We start from the raw sequence: 19,409 nt of genomic DNA, 5'->3' as shown, positions 1-19,409 counted from the left end.
ACAATTTATTTCAATTCATCTTCAGTTAGAGAGATGCCTCTTCCCGTGCTGCAGTCCACTAAAATAACCAGTTTTTCTAATGTACTTTTTATATTTAATTCAGAAGACTCTACGCGGGTACATTGTCCGGTACTTAAGACTTTTTCGGCAGCCAGCCTTCTTAATTTTTCTACATCATTTAAACGGCCTTCAAATTTTTTAACGATATCAGACAGATTATCCGGATCATAGGGCGGGATAGCATAAGCAGAATATTTATCGGGATTATCCTTGATCAATTGCTGATTTGTTTCACTCTCAATTTTGGCTTCAATCAGTAATTGCTGTTTCTTTTGCTGACGCTCTATTTCCTCGAGCTCCTTTGATTCTTGAAGTTCAGCCTGCTGAGATTGTTCGGTATTTTTGTCAATGCCTGCACCGGTTTTAAAATTTATCTCTACTGCATTTTGATTATTCGCGCAAGGTTTGGACTGATAAGCCGTTTTACCGTTCTCATCAATACACTTGTAAGCACCCGCTTCACAAAGATTCGAGCTTATGATTCCAAGAATCAGAATAGTGAATCGCATTGATGTAATCTCGTTAGCTAGTAATAATGAATTTTTAAAATTAATGGTCCAATTATAAGCTAGTCTCGTAAATTTTGCCCGCCTTGATAAAAAGATGCTTCTTCATACTTACTATTGAAAAGCAAGAATGTTAAAGAGGTTAACAACATCAGTGCGGTGAAAAACCAAAAATAGTTTGCACCTTCTAGATAATTGCTCACGCCGGCATTGCTAATAAGAAAATTAACAGCGCTCGTAAATAGATTTCCAAAGGCAATAGAGAGTGAATAAAAAGCCATAATGAAAGATTTCATTGAATTAGGCGCCTGTGTGTAAGAAAACTCCAGACAAGTGACTGATATCATTACCTCTGCTGCGGTTAATAAACAATAGCCCAACAATTGCCAACCGATTGAGGGCTGCAAACCGATATCAATCTGCATTTGCAGTACTGAAGGAATTGCAAATGCACCCACAGTTAAAAAAAGCCCCATCTTGATTTTTGTCATAGCAGACAAACGAATATATCGACCTATGAATGGATAGAAATAATAATTGAAAAGCGGTACCAGAATCATGATTAACAATGGATTTGCCGCCTGGATTTGGGACGGTAACAACTCTATTCCCAGAATATGACGATCCATTTTCTGAGCTTGTAACACCCAGGAAGAACCTATCTGCTCAAATAAAGCCCAAAAAACTGCGATAAATAAATAGACTGGAACCAGTTTGAAAAGTGTTTTACGACCTTGCGGACTAAAAACTTCTTTTAAAAAAGAAACGCCTGCGGGAGGAATATGGGCAAACCGATAACGGCCTGACCAAAAGATTATCATTGCCGTAGCCATCACAATACCGGGCAAACCAAAGGCCCATGATGGACCATAGGTTTTTAATAACCAGGGGATTATCAGCATCGAAGTAAAAGCACCCAAATTAATAGAAAAATAAAACCATCCGAATGTTTTATTAATCAAATGGCTATTACTTGAATTGAATTGATCACCTACATGTGCTGAAACACAAGGTTTTATTCCCCCTGCACCTACTGCAATCAATCCCTGTCCCAATAACAATCCAAAAAGCGTGTGATCAAAAGCCAAGGCCAAGTGCCCAAAACAATAAACAAGCGATAAAAAAAGAATCGTTCGATATTTCCCTAAGAGACCATCAGCCAACACGGCCCCCAAAAGCGGCATGAAATAAACAGCCGATACAAACAAATGAAAATAAGCTTGGGCCTCCTGTTCACTCAATGGATCGGGTTTTCCCGCTGCATTGAGTAAATATTGAGTCATAAACACAACAAGAATAGCTCGCATCCCATAGTAGCTGAATCGTTCAGCCGCTTCATTGGCAATGATATAGGGAATTCCCGAAGGCATTGTCCTTATGGATTCAGGTTTTATTGGGTATTTATCCATGAAAATGTCACCGTTTGGCTCGATTTGTCTTTTTTTTTAATAACAATAACATTAAGAAATCTTTTAAAGAACTTATTACTATTAGCAAACACTTTTTCTGTGTATAAGCACTTTTACCTTATTTTTATCAACGCATTAGATATTTTTATAACCTGTTGGTGAAAACTGTTTTATCTGTGACCGGATTGTGGATAACAAAAAATTTAAAACTTATACACATTTGTTAACAGGAATGAACACCTATTTCACACAAAGTTACGCACTGTATGTGAAGCCTCAATACAGTTAAAATAATGAACCTTTAAGCGGTTTTATGGTATATCGTTGCGGCGGGTTAAAAGACCGCAAACTGACTGTGCCGGATTAGACAATTGGATAACGAGGATTATGACTGAGGAAAATACAAATCAAGCGGCGTTGCTAAAACTCAAGGACTTTATTAACCAAGAGATTATTGGTCAGGAAGTCTTGGTTGAAAGAATGTTGATTGCCTTGCTGGCTGATGGTCACATATTGGTCGAAGGTGCTCCCGGTTTAGCAAAAACCAGAGCAATAAATGTGTTAAGCCGAGGAGTTGAAGGCGATTTTCACCGTGTTCAATTTACGCCTGATTTATTACCTGCCGATTTGACCGGTACAGAAATTTACCGGCCACAGCAGGGTACATTTGAATTTCAAAGAGGTCCGTTATTTCATAATTTAATTTTGGCCGATGAGATCAACCGGGCACCCGCTAAAGTTCAGGCTGCGTTACTTGAGGCTATGGCTGAAAGGCAGATTACAGTGGGTGGTGCAACCTATGCATTGCCTTCATTGTTCATGGTGATGGCGACTCAAAATCCAATAGAACAAGAAGGGACTTATCCCTTACCTGAAGCGCAGCTGGATAGATTTTTGTTGCATATCAAGATTGATTATCCGGAGCCTGAACATGAAAAAAGTATTTTGCATTTAGCCAGAAAAGAGGCGGGGCAAGCGCTGGATGCTAAAAAAACAGTCATCCAGCCCGTAACTCAACAGATACTATTTCAGGCGCGAAAGGAAGTGCTCGATATTTTCATGGCTGATAACCTTGAAGACTATTTATTGCAAATTGTTTTGGCTACGCGTAATGCGGGTGTTTATGGCAGTGATTTAGCCGGCTGGCTGCAATATGGCGCGAGCCCGAGGGCCAGCATTGCACTGGATCGTTGCGCAAGAGCTAAAGCTTGGCTGGATCAGCGTGATTTTGTGGGTCCTGAGGATATTCAAGATATTGCTTTTGATGTTTTACGCCATCGGCTTATTCTGTCTTATGAAGCCGAAGCGGAAGGCGTTACAGCGGATCACATAATTAAAGAATTGATCGCCAGGATTGCCGTTCCATAATGTTTTTTAAAGAAAAAAAATCATCTCACCAGGCACCAGCGGGTGAAGATAGAGTCAGTGTCCAACTGAAGAACCTGATCAATTTGTCACAGTCTGCCGGTGTTTTAAAGTTGCATCATGCGTCTATTCGCTCACTGCAGAGCGGTGGCTATGTTTCAAGGTTTAAAGGCCGGGGTATGGAATTTGATGAAACCCGGCTTTATCAACCGGGAGATGATATACGCAGTATTGATTGGCGAGTGACTGCCCGCACAGGAAAAACCCACACTAAATTATTCAGGGAAGAACGAGAGAAGCCGGTTTTTGTGTCGGTAGATTTCAGAGCAACCATGCGTTTTGCAACGCGGGGAGTGTTTAAATCAGTACAAGCCGCGCGTTTGGCTGCGTTGATTGCATGGGCAGCGCAGCAGCAAGGCGATAAGATTGGCGGGCAATTATTTGAGGATAACCGGTGCGTCGACATCAAACCCCAAAGCGGACGGCATGGGGTACTGCGTTTGTTCCATGAATTAATCAAACCCGTAAAAAACGAGCTCAGTGAATTTACGCTTGAAAAAGCGCTAACCCGATTAAATCACCATACCCGGCCGGGCAGCCTGATCTATATCATCAGTGATTTCAGGGGGCTAAACCAAAATGCAGAAAATCACCTGAGACGATTAACCCGGCATTGCGATGTCGTGCTTGTGTTTGTTTACGATGCGCTGGAACGTGATCTGCCGCGGCAAGGTCGCTATAGACTGACCGATGAAATAAACGAAGTGGTTATTGATACGTCGGATCAACAGCGAGTTGCCAACTACCATCAAAAATTCGTTGACCACAGCCGCCATCTTGAAAACTTAGCCAAGAAATGGGCAATGACTTATATTCAGTGCAGCACGACGGACGATCCTGTTCAGAGTTTACGTTAAATGGAATCCGCCGAATTACCCTTAAAAGATATTCATTTACCCGACGCTATAGGTTGGTGGCCTCCTGCAATGGGCTGGTGGCTGCTGGTAATTTTGATACCGCTGATGATTTTATTGCTTATAAAACTGATTAGGCATATCACGCGATCGACTGCGATAAAATCAGCAAAAAGAATATTGACTGAAATAAAACAGGATTCCACAAAAAATGAATTGGAAAAACTGAGGGAAATTTCAATTTTATTGCGCAGAGTAGCCGTCAGTGTGGCGCCAAGAGAAAACATTGCCGGCTTAACCGGGCAAGCCTGGCTAGATTTTCTGGATCAGGGGATGAAGGATAAACCTTTCACACAAGGCATTGGTCAATGTTTGATCAATACGCCCTACCAAAATAAAACATCCATTAATGTTGATATCAACCACTTAATCTCGTTGTGTCAACAGTGGTTGAAAGTACAGGCTAAACGAAAAAAATGATCGATTTTGAATGGCCCTGGATGCTGCTGTGCATGCCTCTACCGTTTATCATGCGTTGGCTATTGCCGCCTGTTCAACCTGCAGAACAAGCCGCATTAAAGATCCCATTTTTAGCTGATTTTGCTGATGAAAGTCTGTCGGGACCGATGCAACCGGCAAAATGGCATTTGTTATGGGCTGTCATTGCCTGGCTGCTACTGGTGATTGCTTCGGCCCGTCCTCAATGGCTTGGAGAGCCCATTGAGCAAGGCATAAGCGGTCGTGATCTGATGTTGGCGGTCGATGTTTCAGGCAGTATGCTGGCCGATGATTTTATCGTCAATCAAAACAGATTAGATCGATTAACCGCGACCAAGTGGGTAGTTGGTGAGTTTGTCAACCGGCGGGTTGGTGACCGGGTCGGATTGATTTTGTTTGGTACACACGCTTTTTTACAAACACCACTCACTTTTGACAGAAATACCGTAAAAACATTGCTGGATGAATCCTTTATAGGCATCACCGAGGATGATCCCAATACATCCATAGGCGATGCGATTGGTTTGGCCGTCAAAAAACTGTCCAATGAACATGCAGATAGCCGTGTATTGATCTTGTTAACTGACGGTGTCGATACGTCCAGTCAGATTCCACCTTTGAAGGCAGCAGAGTTGGCTGCCGCCAATCAGTTAAAGATTTATACGGTCGGTATAGGGTCTAATCACCCTTATTACCGATCTCAATTTCCAATGGATGAAAAACTTCTGGCTGATATTGCCGAAGTCACCGGAGGGCAGTACTTTCGGGCCAGAAATACAGAAGAGTTGGACACTATTTATAAAATACTCGATCAGCTGGAACCGGTGGAAAAGGATAAGCAATACTTTAGGCCCCGAACTGAATTATTTCATTGGCCTTTGGCAATGGCTTTATTTCTTGCAGCAGGTTTACTTGCTCTGCGATTATTGAGGTGAGTATGTGGCAGCCTGAATTTCACTTTATTAGACCGTGGTGGTTATTGGCATTGTTGCCGTGGTTCGGGATTTTGATCGGTGTTATTAAACGGAAATTGGCGAAAGGAAATTGGACATCCGTATGCGATGAAGCGCTTCTGCCTTTTATTTTGAAAGACAAACCCATACCAAGCAGTCGAATACCCCTCATGACAGGGGCCTTAGCCGGTTTACTTACTGTAGTGGCACTGGCGGGACCGACTTGGGAAAGAATGCCGTCACCGGTGTTCAGGAATGATTCAGGATTAGTGATAGCTTTGGATTTATCTCGATCAATGGATGCAAATGATATAACGCCGAGCCGTCTCATCCGGGCTCGATTTAAAATTGCAGATATCCTGAATCGGCGCAAGGACGGCCAAACAGCTTTGCTGGTTTATGCAGGCGATGCGTTTACCGTCACACCTTTAACCAACGATACCAACAATATAGCCAGCCAGCTGTCCGCATTAACGACTGATATTATGCCGGAGCAAGGCAGCCGCGCAGATTTAGCCGTAAAAAATGCCGTGGCTTTACTTAATCAGGCGGGCTTGCAGCAAGGTCATGTGTTATTGATTACGGATGAAGTCGATACAGCTCAATTTTCAGCGGTCAAAGCTGCACTGGGAGAGTATAAATTGTCTGTATTGGGAGTGGGAACAGCTGAGGGAGCCCCTATCAAAGCTCCTGAGGGCGGCTTTTTAAAAGATAATCAAGGCAAGCTCATTGTTCCCCAGTTAAATGCAGCCGATTTAGCCGGTTTAGCAAAACAAGGCAGCGGTGTTTACGAAACCATCACTGCAAATGATAGCGACAGCGACCGGCTTCTTGTTTTTTTTGACAGTCACTTACAGAGCGAAACGGCACAGAAATCGGATTTGATGCTGAATCAATGGCGGGAAATGGGTCCTTATCTGCTGCTGTTGATTTTACCTTTAGCTGCGCTGAGCTTCAGAAAAGGCTTACTCAGTATCTGTCTGGTACTAATGTTGCCTTGGCCTAAAACGAGCGAAGCATTCGAGTGGCAGGATTTGTGGAAAACCAAAGATCAGCAAGCCCAGCAGGCATTTCGAAATCAGCAATATGATGAAGCAGCCAGTCAGTTTGATCAATCAGACTGGAAAGCGGCAGCGCATTATCGTGCCGGACAATACGAAGAAGCGCTGGAATCATTAAAAGATACGAATGAGCTGAAGGGCTTATACAACAAGGGTAATGCGCTCGCCAGACTGGGACGTTTTGATGAGGCCATTAAAGCTTATGATGAAGTCCTTAAACGCAACCCTGATCATGAAGACGCCAAACATAACAAGGAACTTGTTGAAAAAGCAAAGGAACAACAGCAGAACCAGCCGCAGGATCAACAAGAAAATAAAGACGATAAGCAACAAAACTCCGAAAAAGAATCCAAGCCGGATAAAAACGGTGATGCTTCTGAAAACTCTGAGGATAAATCTCCTTCCTCGGATTCAAAACAGCCTGAAGAACAACAAAAAAACGAACAAGAGCAACAGCAACAACAGTCTTCAGATTCTGAACAGCAAAATAAAGATCATCAAAATGATAAAGCGGCTGAAGAATCTGAGGCTGAATCGAAACAGAACGAAGATCAGACAAAACCGGACGAAAAACCAGCAGAAGAAGCCTCTGGCAAAGATGAAGCAGAGTTGGCTAATGAACAATGGTTAAAAAGAATTCCGGACGATCCTTCCGGTTTACTTAAACGAAAGTTTAAATATCAATACGGTCAACGCGGCAGACAACCCGTCAATAAAGATGAGTGGTAGATTATGTTTATAACAAAAACGTGCAGAAACGGATGTTTAGTTTTAGCGTTGTTGATGAGTTTGACAGGTACGGTGTTTGCCGTAGAAATTGAGGTTTCTGTCGATCGCAATCCTGTCACACTCAACGAATCATTCCAGCTATTGTTTACAGCCAATGAATCGCCGGACGGCAGGCCGGATTTTTCGCCACTTGAAACTGATTTTGAAATTTTGGGACAAAGCCAAAGCAGCAGTACATCAATCATCAATGGTCAATTCAGTAAAAAAATTCAATGGAAAGTGGATGTCATAGCGAAAAGCTCCGGAGACTTAGTCATACCGGCCATTTCATTTGGAAATGATAAAACCGGTCCGTTTCCTCTAACAGTGAATGACAAAACAATTGTCAGGTCCGTTCCTGGGGACGATGAGATTTTTCTTGAAGTGGAAGCAACGCCCGAAAAACCTTATGTTCAATCACAAGTGCTGTATACCCTGCGTTTTTTCCGTAGAGTCGATATCGCTCAGGCTCGGTTGAATGAGCCTGAAATGGATGATGCTGTCATCGAAAAAATGGGTGAAGACAGCAATTACAGCACGCAGATCAATGGCGTTGACTATACGGTGACAGAACGTCGATACGCTATTTTTCCGCAAAAAAGCGGCATCGTTACCATTAAGCCATTGACGCTGGATGCTGAAGTTCTGGTCACGGGCAGACCTCGGTTTAATGGCTTTTTTTCCCGGCAAATGACAAAAACAAAACGCGTCTCGTCTAAGGCCGTCACGCTGGACGTGCAGCCCCTCCCCCAGAACTTTAAAGCTCAGCATTGGTTGCCTGCAGAAGCCGTTAGTTTAAGCCAATCATGGTCGGGTGACATCAGTCAAATGAAAGTCGGTGAACCGGTCACGCGCACATTAACATTGCTGGTTAAAGGGGCTGCCGTAGGCCAATTACCTGAGCTTAATAATGCAATCGATCAAGAAAATGTAAAAACCTATCCGGATCAACCCGTTTTACGGGAAGAAAAAAAGCCGGAAGGCATGATGGCCTTCAGAGAAGAGAAAATCGCTTTTATACCCTCGAAAGAAGGCACATTTGAATTGCCGGCAATTGACATTCCCTGGTTCAACGTTATTACAGGAAAGTTGGAAGTTGCCAAGATTCCAGCGGCTGTTATAAATGTTCTTTCGGCATCTGGCTCGCAGACTCAAGATGTACCATCCGGGACGGAAGCCATAGCAAATTCCATAGAACCGCTTAACCCGGCTCAGGCGCCATCCGTGGTGCAATCTCCCTACTGGATGTGGCTGGCGGTGTTTTTTGGTTTGGCATGGCTCACGACATTGGGTTATTTATTGATCAAGCGTAAACCTGTGCCTGCCGATAGCTTGCTGGAAGCTGATGCTAAAACGGCTTCCGAGCGAGAATCATTAAAAGTATTAAAGAAAGCCTGCGCTGAAAATGATCCTCAGGCAGCAAAAGAGGCTCTTTTGGTTTGGGGGCGAATTAAATTTCAAGTGTCCAGCTTGGGTCAGCTGGCTTCTTTTTGCGATGCCAGACTCAGGGATGAAATTGATACTTTAAACCGTTGCCTGTACGGCAAAGAAGAGGTGATATGGGTTGGCAAGCGTTTATTTCAGGCTTTTTCTGAAAATCAGGCACGAAAACAATTAAAGGTTGAAAAGGATAATGGATTGGAACCCCTTTATCGATTATGAGACTGAGTACTTGAGTCAAAATTAACTGTTAAGGTAATTTAGAGCAAGATAAAGTGCCGCGATTGAGCGTGCTTCGGTGCATTCGCCGGTGGCAACCAAGCCGCTTATATCATTGATATTCCAGGGGACTACTTCAAGCTCTTCAGGTTCATCGCCGACCAGCTTTTCATGGTAAAGGTCCTGCGCGACAAGTATTTCTGTCATATGCTCAAGATAAGAGGGAGCTAGCGAGAAAGAGGTTAAATGATGCAAATGATGTGCACCAAAGCCGATTTCCTCTTTAAGCTCGCGGTTTGCGGCTTCCAAAAGCGTTTCGCCCGGATCGGCTTTGCCTTTGGGTAAACCTAATTCATACCGGTGAACGCCGGCAGCATACTCTCTGATCAACAAAACAGTTTCCTTATCAATCATTGGCACAATCAAAACGGCTGCATCGGTACCACCACGTGTCAGCCGCTCATAGTTACGTTGCTCACCATTGCTAAAAATAAGGTCCAGTGATTCAATCCGGAACAAGCGTGTTTGCGCTAGAATGCAACTGTTAAGAAGTGTCGGTTTTTTTGGCATGATGGATTAACTGAATTTCATTATTTTAAATATATCTTACTCTTATGATCGAATGGAACAAAATTGATACCATCTTATTGGATATGGACGGTACTTTGCTGGACCTGAATTTTGATAATCATTTTTGGCAAGAATTTGTCCCTCAAAAGTTTTCTGAAAAGGTGGGTATTTCTATTGAAGCCGCAAAGCATCAACTTGAGCCCCGATTTAAGAGTATGGAAGGAAAAATTGAATGGTACTGCCTTGATTATTGGAGTGAAGTGCTGGAATTGGATATTCCCGGTTTAAAAGCGGAAATTGCAGGGTTAATTTCGGTATTACCGCATGTTATTGAGTTTTTGGAAAAGGTAAGCACTTCGTCAAAAAAAGTAATATTGGTGACCAATGCTCATAGAGGTAGCTTGGGTTTAAAAATGGAAAAAACCTGTCTGCAGCGGTTTTTCGATGAGATTATCAGTTCGCATGATTTTGGAATTCCTAAAGAGCAGCCCGGTTTCTGGCCGTCACTTCAACGCAAACAACCTTTTGATAAAGAACGTACTTTGCTGGTGGATGACAGCCTCGCCGTTTTAAATTCAGCCAAGCAATACGGTATACGGCATTTAATTTCTGTCAGTAAGCCTGACAGTACCCGGCCCAGCAAACAAATCGATGGGTTTCAGTCTATTGAGGATTTTCGGGTTTTATTGCAGGGTCTTTGTTAGTTGGTTTAGGGCTGAATCTTCGCTTGGAGGGTTCCCGCTTATCATTCTTATAATCACGCTTTTCCGGATTATGTGGACGGGGTTTTCGTTCCGGCTTAATAATCTCGGCTAATAATTCAGCGGTGATAGGATTGACAGGGACTTTTTGGTTGATAAACGTTTCAATGTCGGGCATGGAATACGCATACTCTTCGCATATAAAACTGATGGCTTCGCCGCTTGCGCCAAAACGCGCCGTACGGCCAATGCGATGCACATAATCTTCAGCATCCTGGGGCAGATCGTAGTTGATGACATGAGATACATCAGTGATATGCAAGCCGCGTGCAGCGACATCGGTCGCGATCAGGAGTTGAAGTATATTTTCCTGAAAATCACTCAGTAAGCGTTGACGCTTTTCCTGGGGCACATCGCCGCTGAGGACCGCGGTTTTATACCCGTTGACATTCAAATAATCATCAAGTTGCTCAGCGCATCGCTTGGTGTTGACGAAAATGATGCTGCGTTGCGGTCGGTATTTATTCAAAATCCCTATCAGTAAAGGAATTTTTTGTTCGTTAGACGGACAATAAGCGCTTTGCTTGATCGCCGAAGACGTTACCTCTTCCGATTCAATTTTAATTAACACCGGCTGATTCATATGTTCGTAAGCCAGTTCCGTCACTTTGTAAGAAAGCGTTGCGGAAAACAATAAATTCAGCCGCTTATCAGCCTCAGGCATCCGTCTTAACAGAAAGCGAATATCTTTGATAAAACCCAAATCAAGCATGCGATCGGCTTCGTCCAGAACCATTACCTGAACATTATCCAAAGTGAACACATTTTGCCGGTAGAAATCAATAATTCTGCCCGGTGTACCTATTATTATGTCGACATTTGATTTTAAGGTGTTCTGTTGCTTCTGGTAATCCGTTCCCCCGTAAACCAGCGCAAATTTAAAATCCAGGTACTTGCCCAGTAATAAAGCATCCTTGTGAATCTGTATCGCTAATTCCCGAGTAGGAGCAAGAATAACGGCGCGCGGATTCTTGATTGTCTCGCTTTCATCGTTAATTAGCTGCTGGAAAGCAGCGAGCAGAAAGGTTGCGGTTTTACCGGTACCGGTCTGCGCTTGACCCGCAATGTCTTTGCCTCGAAGTGACAAGGGCAAAGATTTATCCTGAATGGGCGTGCAATAGTCGAAACCGGCTTCATTTAATCCTTTAAGGATAGAATCGGATAATTCAAGATTACTGAATCGAGTTTGGGTTAGATGCGTCTTTTTCATAGGCGCATAGCATAACCTAAAATTGACCGTGGCTAAAATTCATTGACAAAGTGATTGACTCCCTCCTATAGTTTAGCCTTTAAAAATTTTGGAGATGAGTGTGAGTGAGTCAGTCCTGCATGTAACCGATGCTGAATTTGATGAAACTGTTATTAAAGCCGATGGCCCGGTACTGGTTGATTATTGGGCAGAATGGTGTGGACCTTGCAGAATGATTGCTCCGGTACTGGATGAAATCTCCAAAGAATATGCCGGAAAATTGACTGTGGCCAAAATTAACATTGATGAAAATCCTGAAACACCACAACGCTACGGAGTTCGTGGCATTCCCACCTTAATGTTATTTAAAGGAGGCGAAGTGGAAGCTACTAAAGTTGGGGCGCTTAGCAAATCTCAGCTCGCTGATTTCATCGATAAAAACATATAATCGCCAAATAATTGCCGGCCCGCCATAATTTATTTGGACGGGCCGGTTATCTGGAGTGTATAATCCCGCCGTGCATTCCAAGCATATCCCAACAGTTCCTCAAGAATTATTTTTTCCAAAAAATTGAATACCTTTCTCTTGATCTTGCGGCTTTCTGCTGTAATTCACTTTCTTTCGAGTCCCCTTAAATATGAATCTAACCGAGTTAAAACTTAAACAAGTTGCTGAACTTATCAATATCGCTGAGTCCCTGGGACTTGAAAACGTTGCAAGAACCCGTAAACAAGACCTGATTTTTGCCATCCTAAAAAAGCAGGCTAAAAGTGGCGAGGATATTTATGGCGACGGTGTATTGGAAATTCTTCAGGACGGATTTGGTTTTCTTAGAACACCCGGATGTTCATATTTGGCAGGACCCGATGATATCTATGTTTCACCCAGTCAGATTAAGCGCTTTGGCCTTAGAACAGGTGATACCGTCAGTGGAAAAATAAGGCCACCTAAAGATACTGAGCGTTATTTCGCGATGCTTAAAGTTCAACAAATTAACTTTGAAGCGCCGGAAAATACCAAAAACAAAATTCTATTTACCAACCTGACACCGTTATTTCCGAATAAAAGATTCAGGCTTGAACGAGGCAATGGAACCAGCGAGGATCTCACAGGACGAATTATCGATCTGATTGCTCCCATTGGTAAAGGTCAGCGTGGTTTGATCGTATCACCGCCTAAAGCGGGTAAAACCATGATCATGCAAAATCTTGCCCACTCTATTGTTGAACAAAATCCTGAATGTTATCTGATTGTCCTACTGATCGACGAGCGTCCGGAAGAAGTAACAGAAATGGAGCGTTGCGTACGTGGAGAAGTTATTTCCAGTACCTTTGATGAGCCGGCAACACGCCATGTTCAAGTGGCTGATATGGTCATCGAAAAAGCACGCCGCTTGGTAGAGCACAAACACGATGTAGTTATATTGTTAGACTCGATCACCCGTCTAGCCAGAGCGTTTAACACCGTGGCTCCCTCTTCAGGTAAAGTGTTGACCGGTGGTGTTGATGCTAATGCTTTGGAGAAGCCAAAACGCTTTTTTGGTGCAGCCCGTAATATTGAAGAAGGCGGCAGTTTGACCATTATTGCGACTGCATTGGTTGAAACCGGTTCAAGAATGGATGATGTGATTTACGAAGAATTCAAGGGAACCGGTAATATGGAATTACATCTGGATAGAAAATTAGCCGAAAAGCGCAGTTACCCTGCAATCAATATCAATCGGTCCGGGACCCGCCGCGAGGAATATCTGGTTGATCCCGAAGAATTACAAAAAACCTGGATTTTACGAAAGATTCTCCAGCCTATGGATGAGATGGCCGCGTCTGAGTTTTTGCTGGGTAAGTTAAAAGATTTTAAGACCAATGCCGCGTTTTTTGAATCGATGAAACGATAAAAAGCACAGCCCTGAGTTATCCGCTGAATAAAAGTGGTTATGCTTCATTGAACCGCTTTTACATCTTCAAACAATATCAAAAATTCAACCTCTTCCCGGATTTCGCTGAGCTTCATCCGGGTAAGCCAGTGTTAAATTTATTGTGGTGGCGGAACATAACCTTCCGGCATTACCGTTTCACTGCTGGAAAGAAATTTTGCTCGTTCTTCTTCCAAAAACTTCTTGGCTTTGGGATCGAAGCTAGTCAACCGGTGTTCATTGAGCAACATGGTTTGCACGCTGAGCCATTCCTGCCACACCTGTTTGGAAATATTTTCATAAATATATTGGCCTTTAGGGCCAGGGAATGGCGGCGTATCAAGGCCTTCTGATTCTATTCCCAATTTTGCACATTTAACCATTCTGGTCATGCTGTATCCTCTTGAGTTGATTCCAAAAGCCGCTGTATGGGCGCGGCTAGTCCAAGTAATTTGATTTGTGGTTTTTTATACCAGACTAACCGATTAGCTTCCATCACAAAATGTTTGTGGTTATCGGTCGTAATTCTCAGTGGAATATAATTCAAGTGGTAGTGGGAAAAAGTATGCCTTTGCTCAGGCAGGCATTGGCTTTTCATGATCGGAATGTGTTGGCTTAAGCACCATTCATGCGCTGCAGTCACGGAATCAAATTCCGGAAAACTCCATAACCCCCCCCAGATTCCGGATAAAGGGCGTTGCTCCAGCAATGTGTGGCCGGAACCATCAGTCAAATACAGAAAATAAAGCTGTTTGACCGGCAGTTTTTTTGCCGGTTTCGGAGCAGGCAGCAAGGCAATGGTTCCATTAAGCCGAGCAAAACAATCGGTCTGCAACGGGCATCGCACGCAGTCGGGTTTACTGCGGGTACAAACGGTAGCCCCCAGGTCCATAATGGCTTGTGTGTAATCGGCAACCCGTTCCTGAGGCGTATAGTAAGCGCTCACAGCCCATAATTGTTTAGCAATATCTGACGTTCCCGGCCATCCTGAAACGCCCTCAAACCGGGCCAGAACCCGCTTGACATTGCCATCCAGAATAGGGTGGCTATTTTGAAAGGCAATGCTTAAGATCGCACCTGCCGTGGATTGCCCTATCCCGGGAAGTTGGATGAGTGAATCAAAATCATCCGGGAAACGACCGGAAGCCTGAATCATCCTGGCACTTTGATGGAGATTTCGGGCTCTCGCGTAATACCCCAGTCCGGACCACAACTGCAAAACGCTGTCGAGTGAAGCGGACGCGAGCGCATCTACATCGGGGAAACGTTCAACAAACTTGATAAAGTAGGGAATAACCGTGCTGACTTGCGTTTGTTGCAGCATGGTTTCAGAAAGCCAGACCCGGTACGCTGTAACAGGGTGTTGCCAGGGTAGGTCTTTGCGGCCGTTTAGATCAAACCAGTCCAATAGTTTTGTTTGAAAAGTGCTCGCTTCTACACGCATCATTATTGTTTAAATGGAATCAGAAAAACCGTTTGAGCAAATCACTGGCACCAGGGCCGAACTTTTTATCAAGTTTTTTTAGTAACTTATCTTTTTTCTTTTCAATTTTGTCCGTATTTTGATCAATGAGAAATTGTGCAACATCAAAAGTTATGAAAGGTTGGTCAATTGTCCCGGTAATGGAAGCACTAATGGGAGCATTTTCGCCAGATTCAGATGTCTTACTCTTAAGTAGCGTGGCGTTGAGTTTATAATCCACTTGTTCAGTATTTAAATCGATAGTGCCTGAGCCTTTTGCATTGAGTTTTGAAGATTTGGCGTTTAGATCTTTATTGGTCATCACGCCTTTAGCGATCTGTCCTGAGCCGCTGATTTCAGAAAACAGGGTTTGATCCTTGGGATGATCGGTTTTAACCGGTGAACCTTTGATCGCTGTTTTAGCATTGTCGATTATCGCCTGCAGGTTAAATCCTTTGATCACGCTATCTTTCACCAAAAAATCAAATTGGCCTGTCAGCGTTGATAGCAGCAAAGATTTCTCAAGGCCCAGGCTTTGGAGTTGAGTATTAAGATTTAACTTACCGCTGAGTTTCGCCTGGCCTTTCAGATCGGTCAGAAAAGGTTCAAGCTGAAGATCGACGATGCGCTCTTGAATAGATATTTTTGGGGGACTGGCCGTCTTGCCGTTAAAATCCATAGAGCCTTGATAAGCGCCTTGATAAAGACCGGAAATAACTTGCTGGGTTTTAACATGCCCTTGCTGGGCTGACAGAGTCAAACTCAAGCCTGATAACTTAAGATTTTGAATGGTCAGCGAGTCAATAGTCAAATTGCCTTCCGCGTTGATTTTTTCCAATGTTTTTGCAGGCAGGGCTGACATTGCTACTGCTAAAGCGGCTCCAGGACTGGCCAATGTAGATTTAGACTTTTCTTTGGGGTCTTTAGCGGGTAGATAGTTGTCGGCATTTAACTGATCAATGCTGAGATTAAAATGAGTAAAAGGGGTGGTTGAAATTGCATCGATATGAGCCTTGCCTTGAAGCACGGAATCATCCAGCTGGATTTTCAAGGGATCTACCAAGACATTATCCGGCGTGGTTTTAAGCGAGAATTCGGCAGCGGCCAGTGTCATTGCTGTGTTTTTTTGCATTGCGGGTAAGGCGAACCCCCAGCGGTTTAATAATTTAGCGAGGTTGAAGGGGTGTAATTGAAAACGGCCTTCCGAGTGAGGTGCAGTGAACAGGTCACTGATGACCAGATCGCTAGACAAGGTTAATTCATCCGCTTGAAGTTTAGAGTCGTTTATTTTCAGCCGGTTTTCATTCAGGTCCAGCTCGGCATTTGCCGTCAGGTTCACTGATAATTCGCCGGCCGGAACTGAAGGACTTTTTATCTTGGTCTGTAGTAAAGCTTTCTCCAGAAAGAAAACTTGGAAGTCAGGTTTTATCAGCAGATTGGCCGAAAAGTTCGTTGAGTCGGTCAATTGAGCGGCGGGATTAGAATATTCGAATGAGAGTTTTACCGGTATCGGTTCATTGATGATTAATGCCTCGGTATTCAGCGTGAAATCAGTAATAGTCCACTGATCGTCTTTTGTCTGATCCGACCATGAAACTTGACCTTGCTCAATGGTCAGTCCGGCGATAGCCAATGCGCCGATTGCCGGGATAGTATCCGGCGAAGCGCCATCCTTCGGTTTTACGAGGTCCGGTACGGGCAAAGAAGGGTCGGTTTTGATAGCTTTGCTTTTACTCTGCCAGTTACCCTGACCTTCAGTATTTTTTTCAAGATTCAGATTTAGACCCTCCACGGTAATACGATCGATTTCAACCGATCTGGAGAGTAATGGGAGCAGTTTAACTCTGATATTAAGCCGGTTAAGTTGCGCCAGGACTTCATTTGTAAAACCCGGTGCATTACTCACGCTGATTTTTTCTGCGGTAAAACCCAGCCAGGGGAAAAATGAAAGGGTAACCGGTCCCTTGATGCTAACGTCTCTATCGAGTTGTTCATGGGCCAGTTTTTCAATATGCGGCTTCAATTGCTCCGTATCGAAGGTTAATGCAAATAGTGCGATTCCAAGCGCTAGAAGTAAAATAAATCCAGCGAAAAAGATCCCTGCAATTTTTAAATATTTTCCCATGACTTCCTCATGAATAAAGATGCGACAACCGGGCCATATCGATTATCATTGAAACGGCATTTTAATGCTTAAAGCTTGCAAGGCGATAAGACAAATTGCGAGTCTATTGAAATGTTCATAAATAATAAATAAAACGGGGGGAGCTTATGTTATTTGCAAAAATTGCCGGAATATTAATCATGGTATGGTTTTATCAAACGGCTAAAAAACAACAGGAAAATGGCTTGAAATGGGCAATAACAGGTTTGGTGGGTTATTGGCTGGTGTGGTGGATCATCACCTTATCGATAGCCAACCCTTTGCTGGAAACGTTTGAAAGAAGCTCGGCCCTAATTCAGATGTCGATCGGAATAATTCCGGCAATCGCGGCTATTATCGCAGCGCTTTTTATCAGAAAGAAATTTCTGGTAGATGCGTTTGAATCAAAAAATGAGTAAAAGAATTTTTTATTTGATACGGAACTGATTGTCAATCAGCATCGGGACAGTGAGATTTAAAGACCTATGCGGCTTGGATTTGAAAGTGCCGTAACGTGTTCACAACTTTGACGTTTGTTTGAGTGTACCACTGGCAAAGAGCCATTGGTACACTTTAAAACTATTTTGAAATCTGTTTTTTACAGTTTGTCTGCGTTTTTATCCAAGTAATCAGCAACGCCGTCCGGACTTGCTTTCATACCTGCATCACCTTTATTCCAGCCTGCGGGGCAGACTTCCCCATTTTCTTCAAAAAATTGCAGTGCATCAACCATGCGAATCATTTCATCCATGTTTCTGCCCAGTGGCAAGTCATTGACCACTTGATGACGAACGAGGCCGTCACGATCAATCAGGAAACTGCCGCGGTAGGCCACACCCATAGGTGATTCTACATCGTAGTCTTTACAGATTGAGTGTGTAATGTCGGCTGCCAATGTATAGCGAACCGGACCGATTCCCCCTTTATTGACAGGCGTATTACGCCATGCATTGTGAGTAAAATGAGAATCGATAGAAACGCCGATTACTTCAACTCCGCGGCTTTTAAAGTCATCAATGCGGTGATCCATTGCGATTAATTCGCTTGGACAGACGAAAGTAAAATCCAATGGGTAGAAAAATATTACCGCATATTTGCCTTTCGTGGCTTCAGAAAAACTGAAAGCGTCCACTATTTGACCGTCACCCAGTACTGCTGGGACTGTGAAATCAGGTGCTTGCTTACCAACTAATACGCTCATCGTTTGTCTCCATTACTTAGTTAAAACAAAGGGTTGTAAATCAGTTAGGACCACACGATTCTGTGGAATAGCCGCATTCTACACTAAAACACTAGGAAATTGTTAATCAATCTAAATTTTTGGCTTGATTTTATCTCAGTTTTTAGGATAATTTGTAAGTAAGGGCTTACACGTATATCGGAAATTCTGGAAAATTGAAGCAAAAAGCTTACGCCTTAGCGGCCTAAGGTAGCTGTTATTGACTGGGTACTGAACTTTGTCAGCAAATCACAGCACATAAGCTCATCTGCATTGTGTACGTAAGCCTTGTTCAATGTTGCTTTGGTTAATAGTCAATAGGTTCTACAGCTATGGAAAAACACAAACAGATTACCGAGCCCGATGTATTCGGCTTTCAAGTGCGAATCGTAAGGCGAGGCAAAGAGACCAGCCGTTATTTCTCACATAAGCTGTGGGGAAACAAAAATAAATCGCTAAAAGCCGCAATCACTTGGCGGGATCAGATGCTGGTGGTTCTGAAAGGCAGCAAAACGCGCTTTCTCAAGCCCCCCAAAAACAAAACGACAACCGGTTTGACTGGGGTATCAAGAACCATCAAATACGATCATCGTAAAGATAAAAGCTATCTTTGTTATACCGTTTTTTGGGTTAAAAACGGCAAATCCAGAAATAAAACCTTCCAGGTCGGAAACGTAGATAAAATCACCTCCGATGAAGAGTTGCATGCTTTCAGAACGGCGCGTCTGTTTCGTAGCTGTTATGAATTCGCCATCGATAATGATTTGGAATTTGATGACAGCAAATTTAATGGCTGGAAAAAGAAACGGATCTATGACGACCCCAATTTAAGAGTCATTGGCGCGTAATATTTTTTAATCCTGAAACCGCTGGTCAGTCCACGAAAAAGACGAAATTAACAAAAACACAGAATGCTGCGGCAATCAGTAATGCCTCATTGGCTTGACGATCTGCAATAG

The 19,409-nt window shown here is 43.4% G+C and carries 19 protein-coding genes; 11 read left to right on the top strand and 8 right to left on the bottom strand.

The window, feature by feature from the left end:
* Positions 1-5 precede the first annotated feature (5 nt).
* Both Q7V32_RS10365 and Q7V32_RS10360 read right to left on the bottom strand, forming a co-directional pair.
* Complete coding sequence (locus Q7V32_RS10365; protein ID WP_304896904.1) at positions 6-569, bottom strand: DUF4124 domain-containing protein; 564 nt, start codon at positions 567-569, stop codon at positions 6-8.
* Between the two features lie 59 nt (positions 570-628).
* Positions 629-1,975: a POT family MFS transporter gene (locus Q7V32_RS10360; protein WP_304896903.1), complete on the bottom strand. Its 1,347-nt coding sequence runs from the start codon at positions 1,973-1,975 to the stop codon at positions 629-631.
* 387 nt (positions 1,976-2,362) lie between these two features.
* On the opposite strand from Q7V32_RS10360, the gene Q7V32_RS10355 reads away from it, so the two are divergent.
* Genes Q7V32_RS10355 through Q7V32_RS10330 form a run of 6 tightly spaced genes read left to right on the top strand, consistent with a single transcriptional unit; the run spans position 2,363 to position 9,196 of the window.
* Entirely contained in the window at positions 2,363-3,343 is a 981-nt protein-coding gene (locus Q7V32_RS10355; protein WP_304896902.1) for a MoxR family ATPase, read from the top strand.
* A complete protein-coding gene (locus Q7V32_RS10350) occupies positions 3,343-4,257 on the top strand; it encodes a DUF58 domain-containing protein (protein ID WP_304896901.1) in 915 nt (304 codons plus the stop codon). Before Q7V32_RS10355 ends, Q7V32_RS10350 begins: the two co-directional genes overlap by 1 nt.
* Entirely contained in the window at positions 4,258-4,734 is a 477-nt protein-coding gene (locus Q7V32_RS10345; RefSeq protein WP_304896900.1) for a DUF4381 domain-containing protein, read from the top strand.
* Positions 4,731-5,687 (top strand): VWA domain-containing protein, encoded by a 957-nt coding sequence (locus Q7V32_RS10340; RefSeq protein WP_304896899.1) that lies wholly within the window; start codon positions 4,731-4,733, stop codon positions 5,685-5,687. Before Q7V32_RS10345 ends, Q7V32_RS10340 begins: the two co-directional genes overlap by 4 nt.
* A 2-nt stretch (positions 5,688-5,689) precedes the next feature.
* Complete coding sequence (locus tag Q7V32_RS10335) at positions 5,690-7,495, top strand: VWA domain-containing protein (protein WP_304896898.1); 1,806 nt, start codon at positions 5,690-5,692, stop codon at positions 7,493-7,495.
* A 3-nt stretch (positions 7,496-7,498) separates the two neighbouring features.
* Positions 7,499-9,196 (top strand): BatD family protein, encoded by a 1,698-nt coding sequence (locus Q7V32_RS10330; protein ID WP_304896897.1) that lies wholly within the window; start codon positions 7,499-7,501, stop codon positions 9,194-9,196.
* A 21-nt stretch (positions 9,197-9,217) separates the two neighbouring features.
* Here Q7V32_RS10330 and nudE read toward each other — a convergent pair whose 3' ends face one another.
* Positions 9,218-9,763, bottom strand: a complete 546-nt coding sequence (gene nudE, locus Q7V32_RS10325) for an ADP compounds hydrolase NudE (protein ID WP_304896896.1) — start codon at positions 9,761-9,763, stop codon at positions 9,218-9,220.
* 44 nt (positions 9,764-9,807) lie between these two features.
* On the opposite strand from nudE, the gene yrfG reads away from it, so the two are divergent.
* Entirely contained in the window at positions 9,808-10,467 is a 660-nt protein-coding gene (gene yrfG, locus Q7V32_RS10320) for a GMP/IMP nucleotidase (RefSeq protein WP_304896895.1), read from the top strand.
* Here the strand turns inward: yrfG and Q7V32_RS10315 are convergent.
* Complete coding sequence (locus Q7V32_RS10315) at positions 10,427-11,734, bottom strand: DEAD/DEAH box helicase (RefSeq protein ID WP_304896894.1); 1,308 nt, start codon at positions 11,732-11,734, stop codon at positions 10,427-10,429. The two genes, yrfG and Q7V32_RS10315, sit on opposite strands and share 41 nt — an antisense overlap.
* Positions 11,735-11,834: 100 nt before the next feature.
* On the opposite strand from Q7V32_RS10315, the gene trxA reads away from it, so the two are divergent.
* A complete protein-coding gene (trxA, locus tag Q7V32_RS10310; RefSeq protein WP_159659482.1) occupies positions 11,835-12,161 on the top strand; it encodes a thioredoxin TrxA in 327 nt (108 codons plus the stop codon).
* 190 nt (positions 12,162-12,351) lie between these two features.
* Entirely contained in the window at positions 12,352-13,608 is a 1,257-nt protein-coding gene (gene rho / locus Q7V32_RS10305) for a transcription termination factor Rho (RefSeq protein ID WP_304896893.1), read from the top strand.
* 137 nt (positions 13,609-13,745) lie between these two features.
* Here rho and Q7V32_RS10300 read toward each other — a convergent pair whose 3' ends face one another.
* Genes Q7V32_RS10300 through Q7V32_RS10290 form a run of 3 tightly spaced genes read right to left on the bottom strand, consistent with a single transcriptional unit; the run spans position 13,746 to position 17,213 of the window.
* Entirely contained in the window at positions 13,746-14,018 is a 273-nt protein-coding gene (locus Q7V32_RS10300; RefSeq protein ID WP_304896892.1) for an oxidative damage protection protein, read from the bottom strand.
* Positions 14,015-15,073 carry an A/G-specific adenine glycosylase gene (mutY, locus tag Q7V32_RS10295; RefSeq protein ID WP_304896891.1) on the bottom strand — a complete coding sequence of 353 codons (1,059 nt, stop codon included), beginning with the start codon at positions 15,071-15,073 and terminating at the stop codon, positions 14,015-14,017. The genes Q7V32_RS10300 and mutY overlap by 4 nt, the downstream gene beginning before the upstream one ends.
* 16 nt (positions 15,074-15,089) lie before the next feature.
* The gene (locus Q7V32_RS10290; protein ID WP_304896890.1) at positions 15,090-17,213 is read right to left on the bottom strand and encodes an AsmA family protein; all 2,124 of its coding nucleotides are present in this window, start codon (positions 17,211-17,213) and stop codon (positions 15,090-15,092) included.
* A 146-nt stretch (positions 17,214-17,359) separates the two neighbouring features.
* Here Q7V32_RS10290 and Q7V32_RS10285 point away from each other — a divergent pair, with 146 nt between their 5' ends.
* The gene (locus Q7V32_RS10285) at positions 17,360-17,650 is read left to right on the top strand and encodes a hypothetical protein (protein WP_304896889.1); all 291 of its coding nucleotides are present in this window, start codon (positions 17,360-17,362) and stop codon (positions 17,648-17,650) included.
* A gap of 179 nt (positions 17,651-17,829) precedes the next feature.
* Here the strand turns inward: Q7V32_RS10285 and Q7V32_RS10280 are convergent, their stop codons facing one another.
* Complete coding sequence (locus Q7V32_RS10280; protein ID WP_304896888.1) at positions 17,830-18,432, bottom strand: peroxiredoxin; 603 nt, start codon at positions 18,430-18,432, stop codon at positions 17,830-17,832.
* Between the two features lie 350 nt (positions 18,433-18,782).
* On the opposite strand from Q7V32_RS10280, the gene Q7V32_RS10275 reads away from it, so the two are divergent.
* Complete coding sequence (locus Q7V32_RS10275; protein WP_304896887.1) at positions 18,783-19,298, top strand: hypothetical protein; 516 nt, start codon at positions 18,783-18,785, stop codon at positions 19,296-19,298.
* Positions 19,299-19,409 lie beyond the last annotated feature (111 nt).

Origin of the sequence: Methylicorpusculum sp. (assembly GCF_030651835.1) — a bacterium.
In the GTDB taxonomy this organism is placed as follows: domain Bacteria; phylum Pseudomonadota; class Gammaproteobacteria; order Methylococcales; family Methylomonadaceae; genus Methylicorpusculum.
Note: the sequence above shows the minus strand (reverse complement) of the source record. Positions and strands in the feature narration are given on the sequence as shown.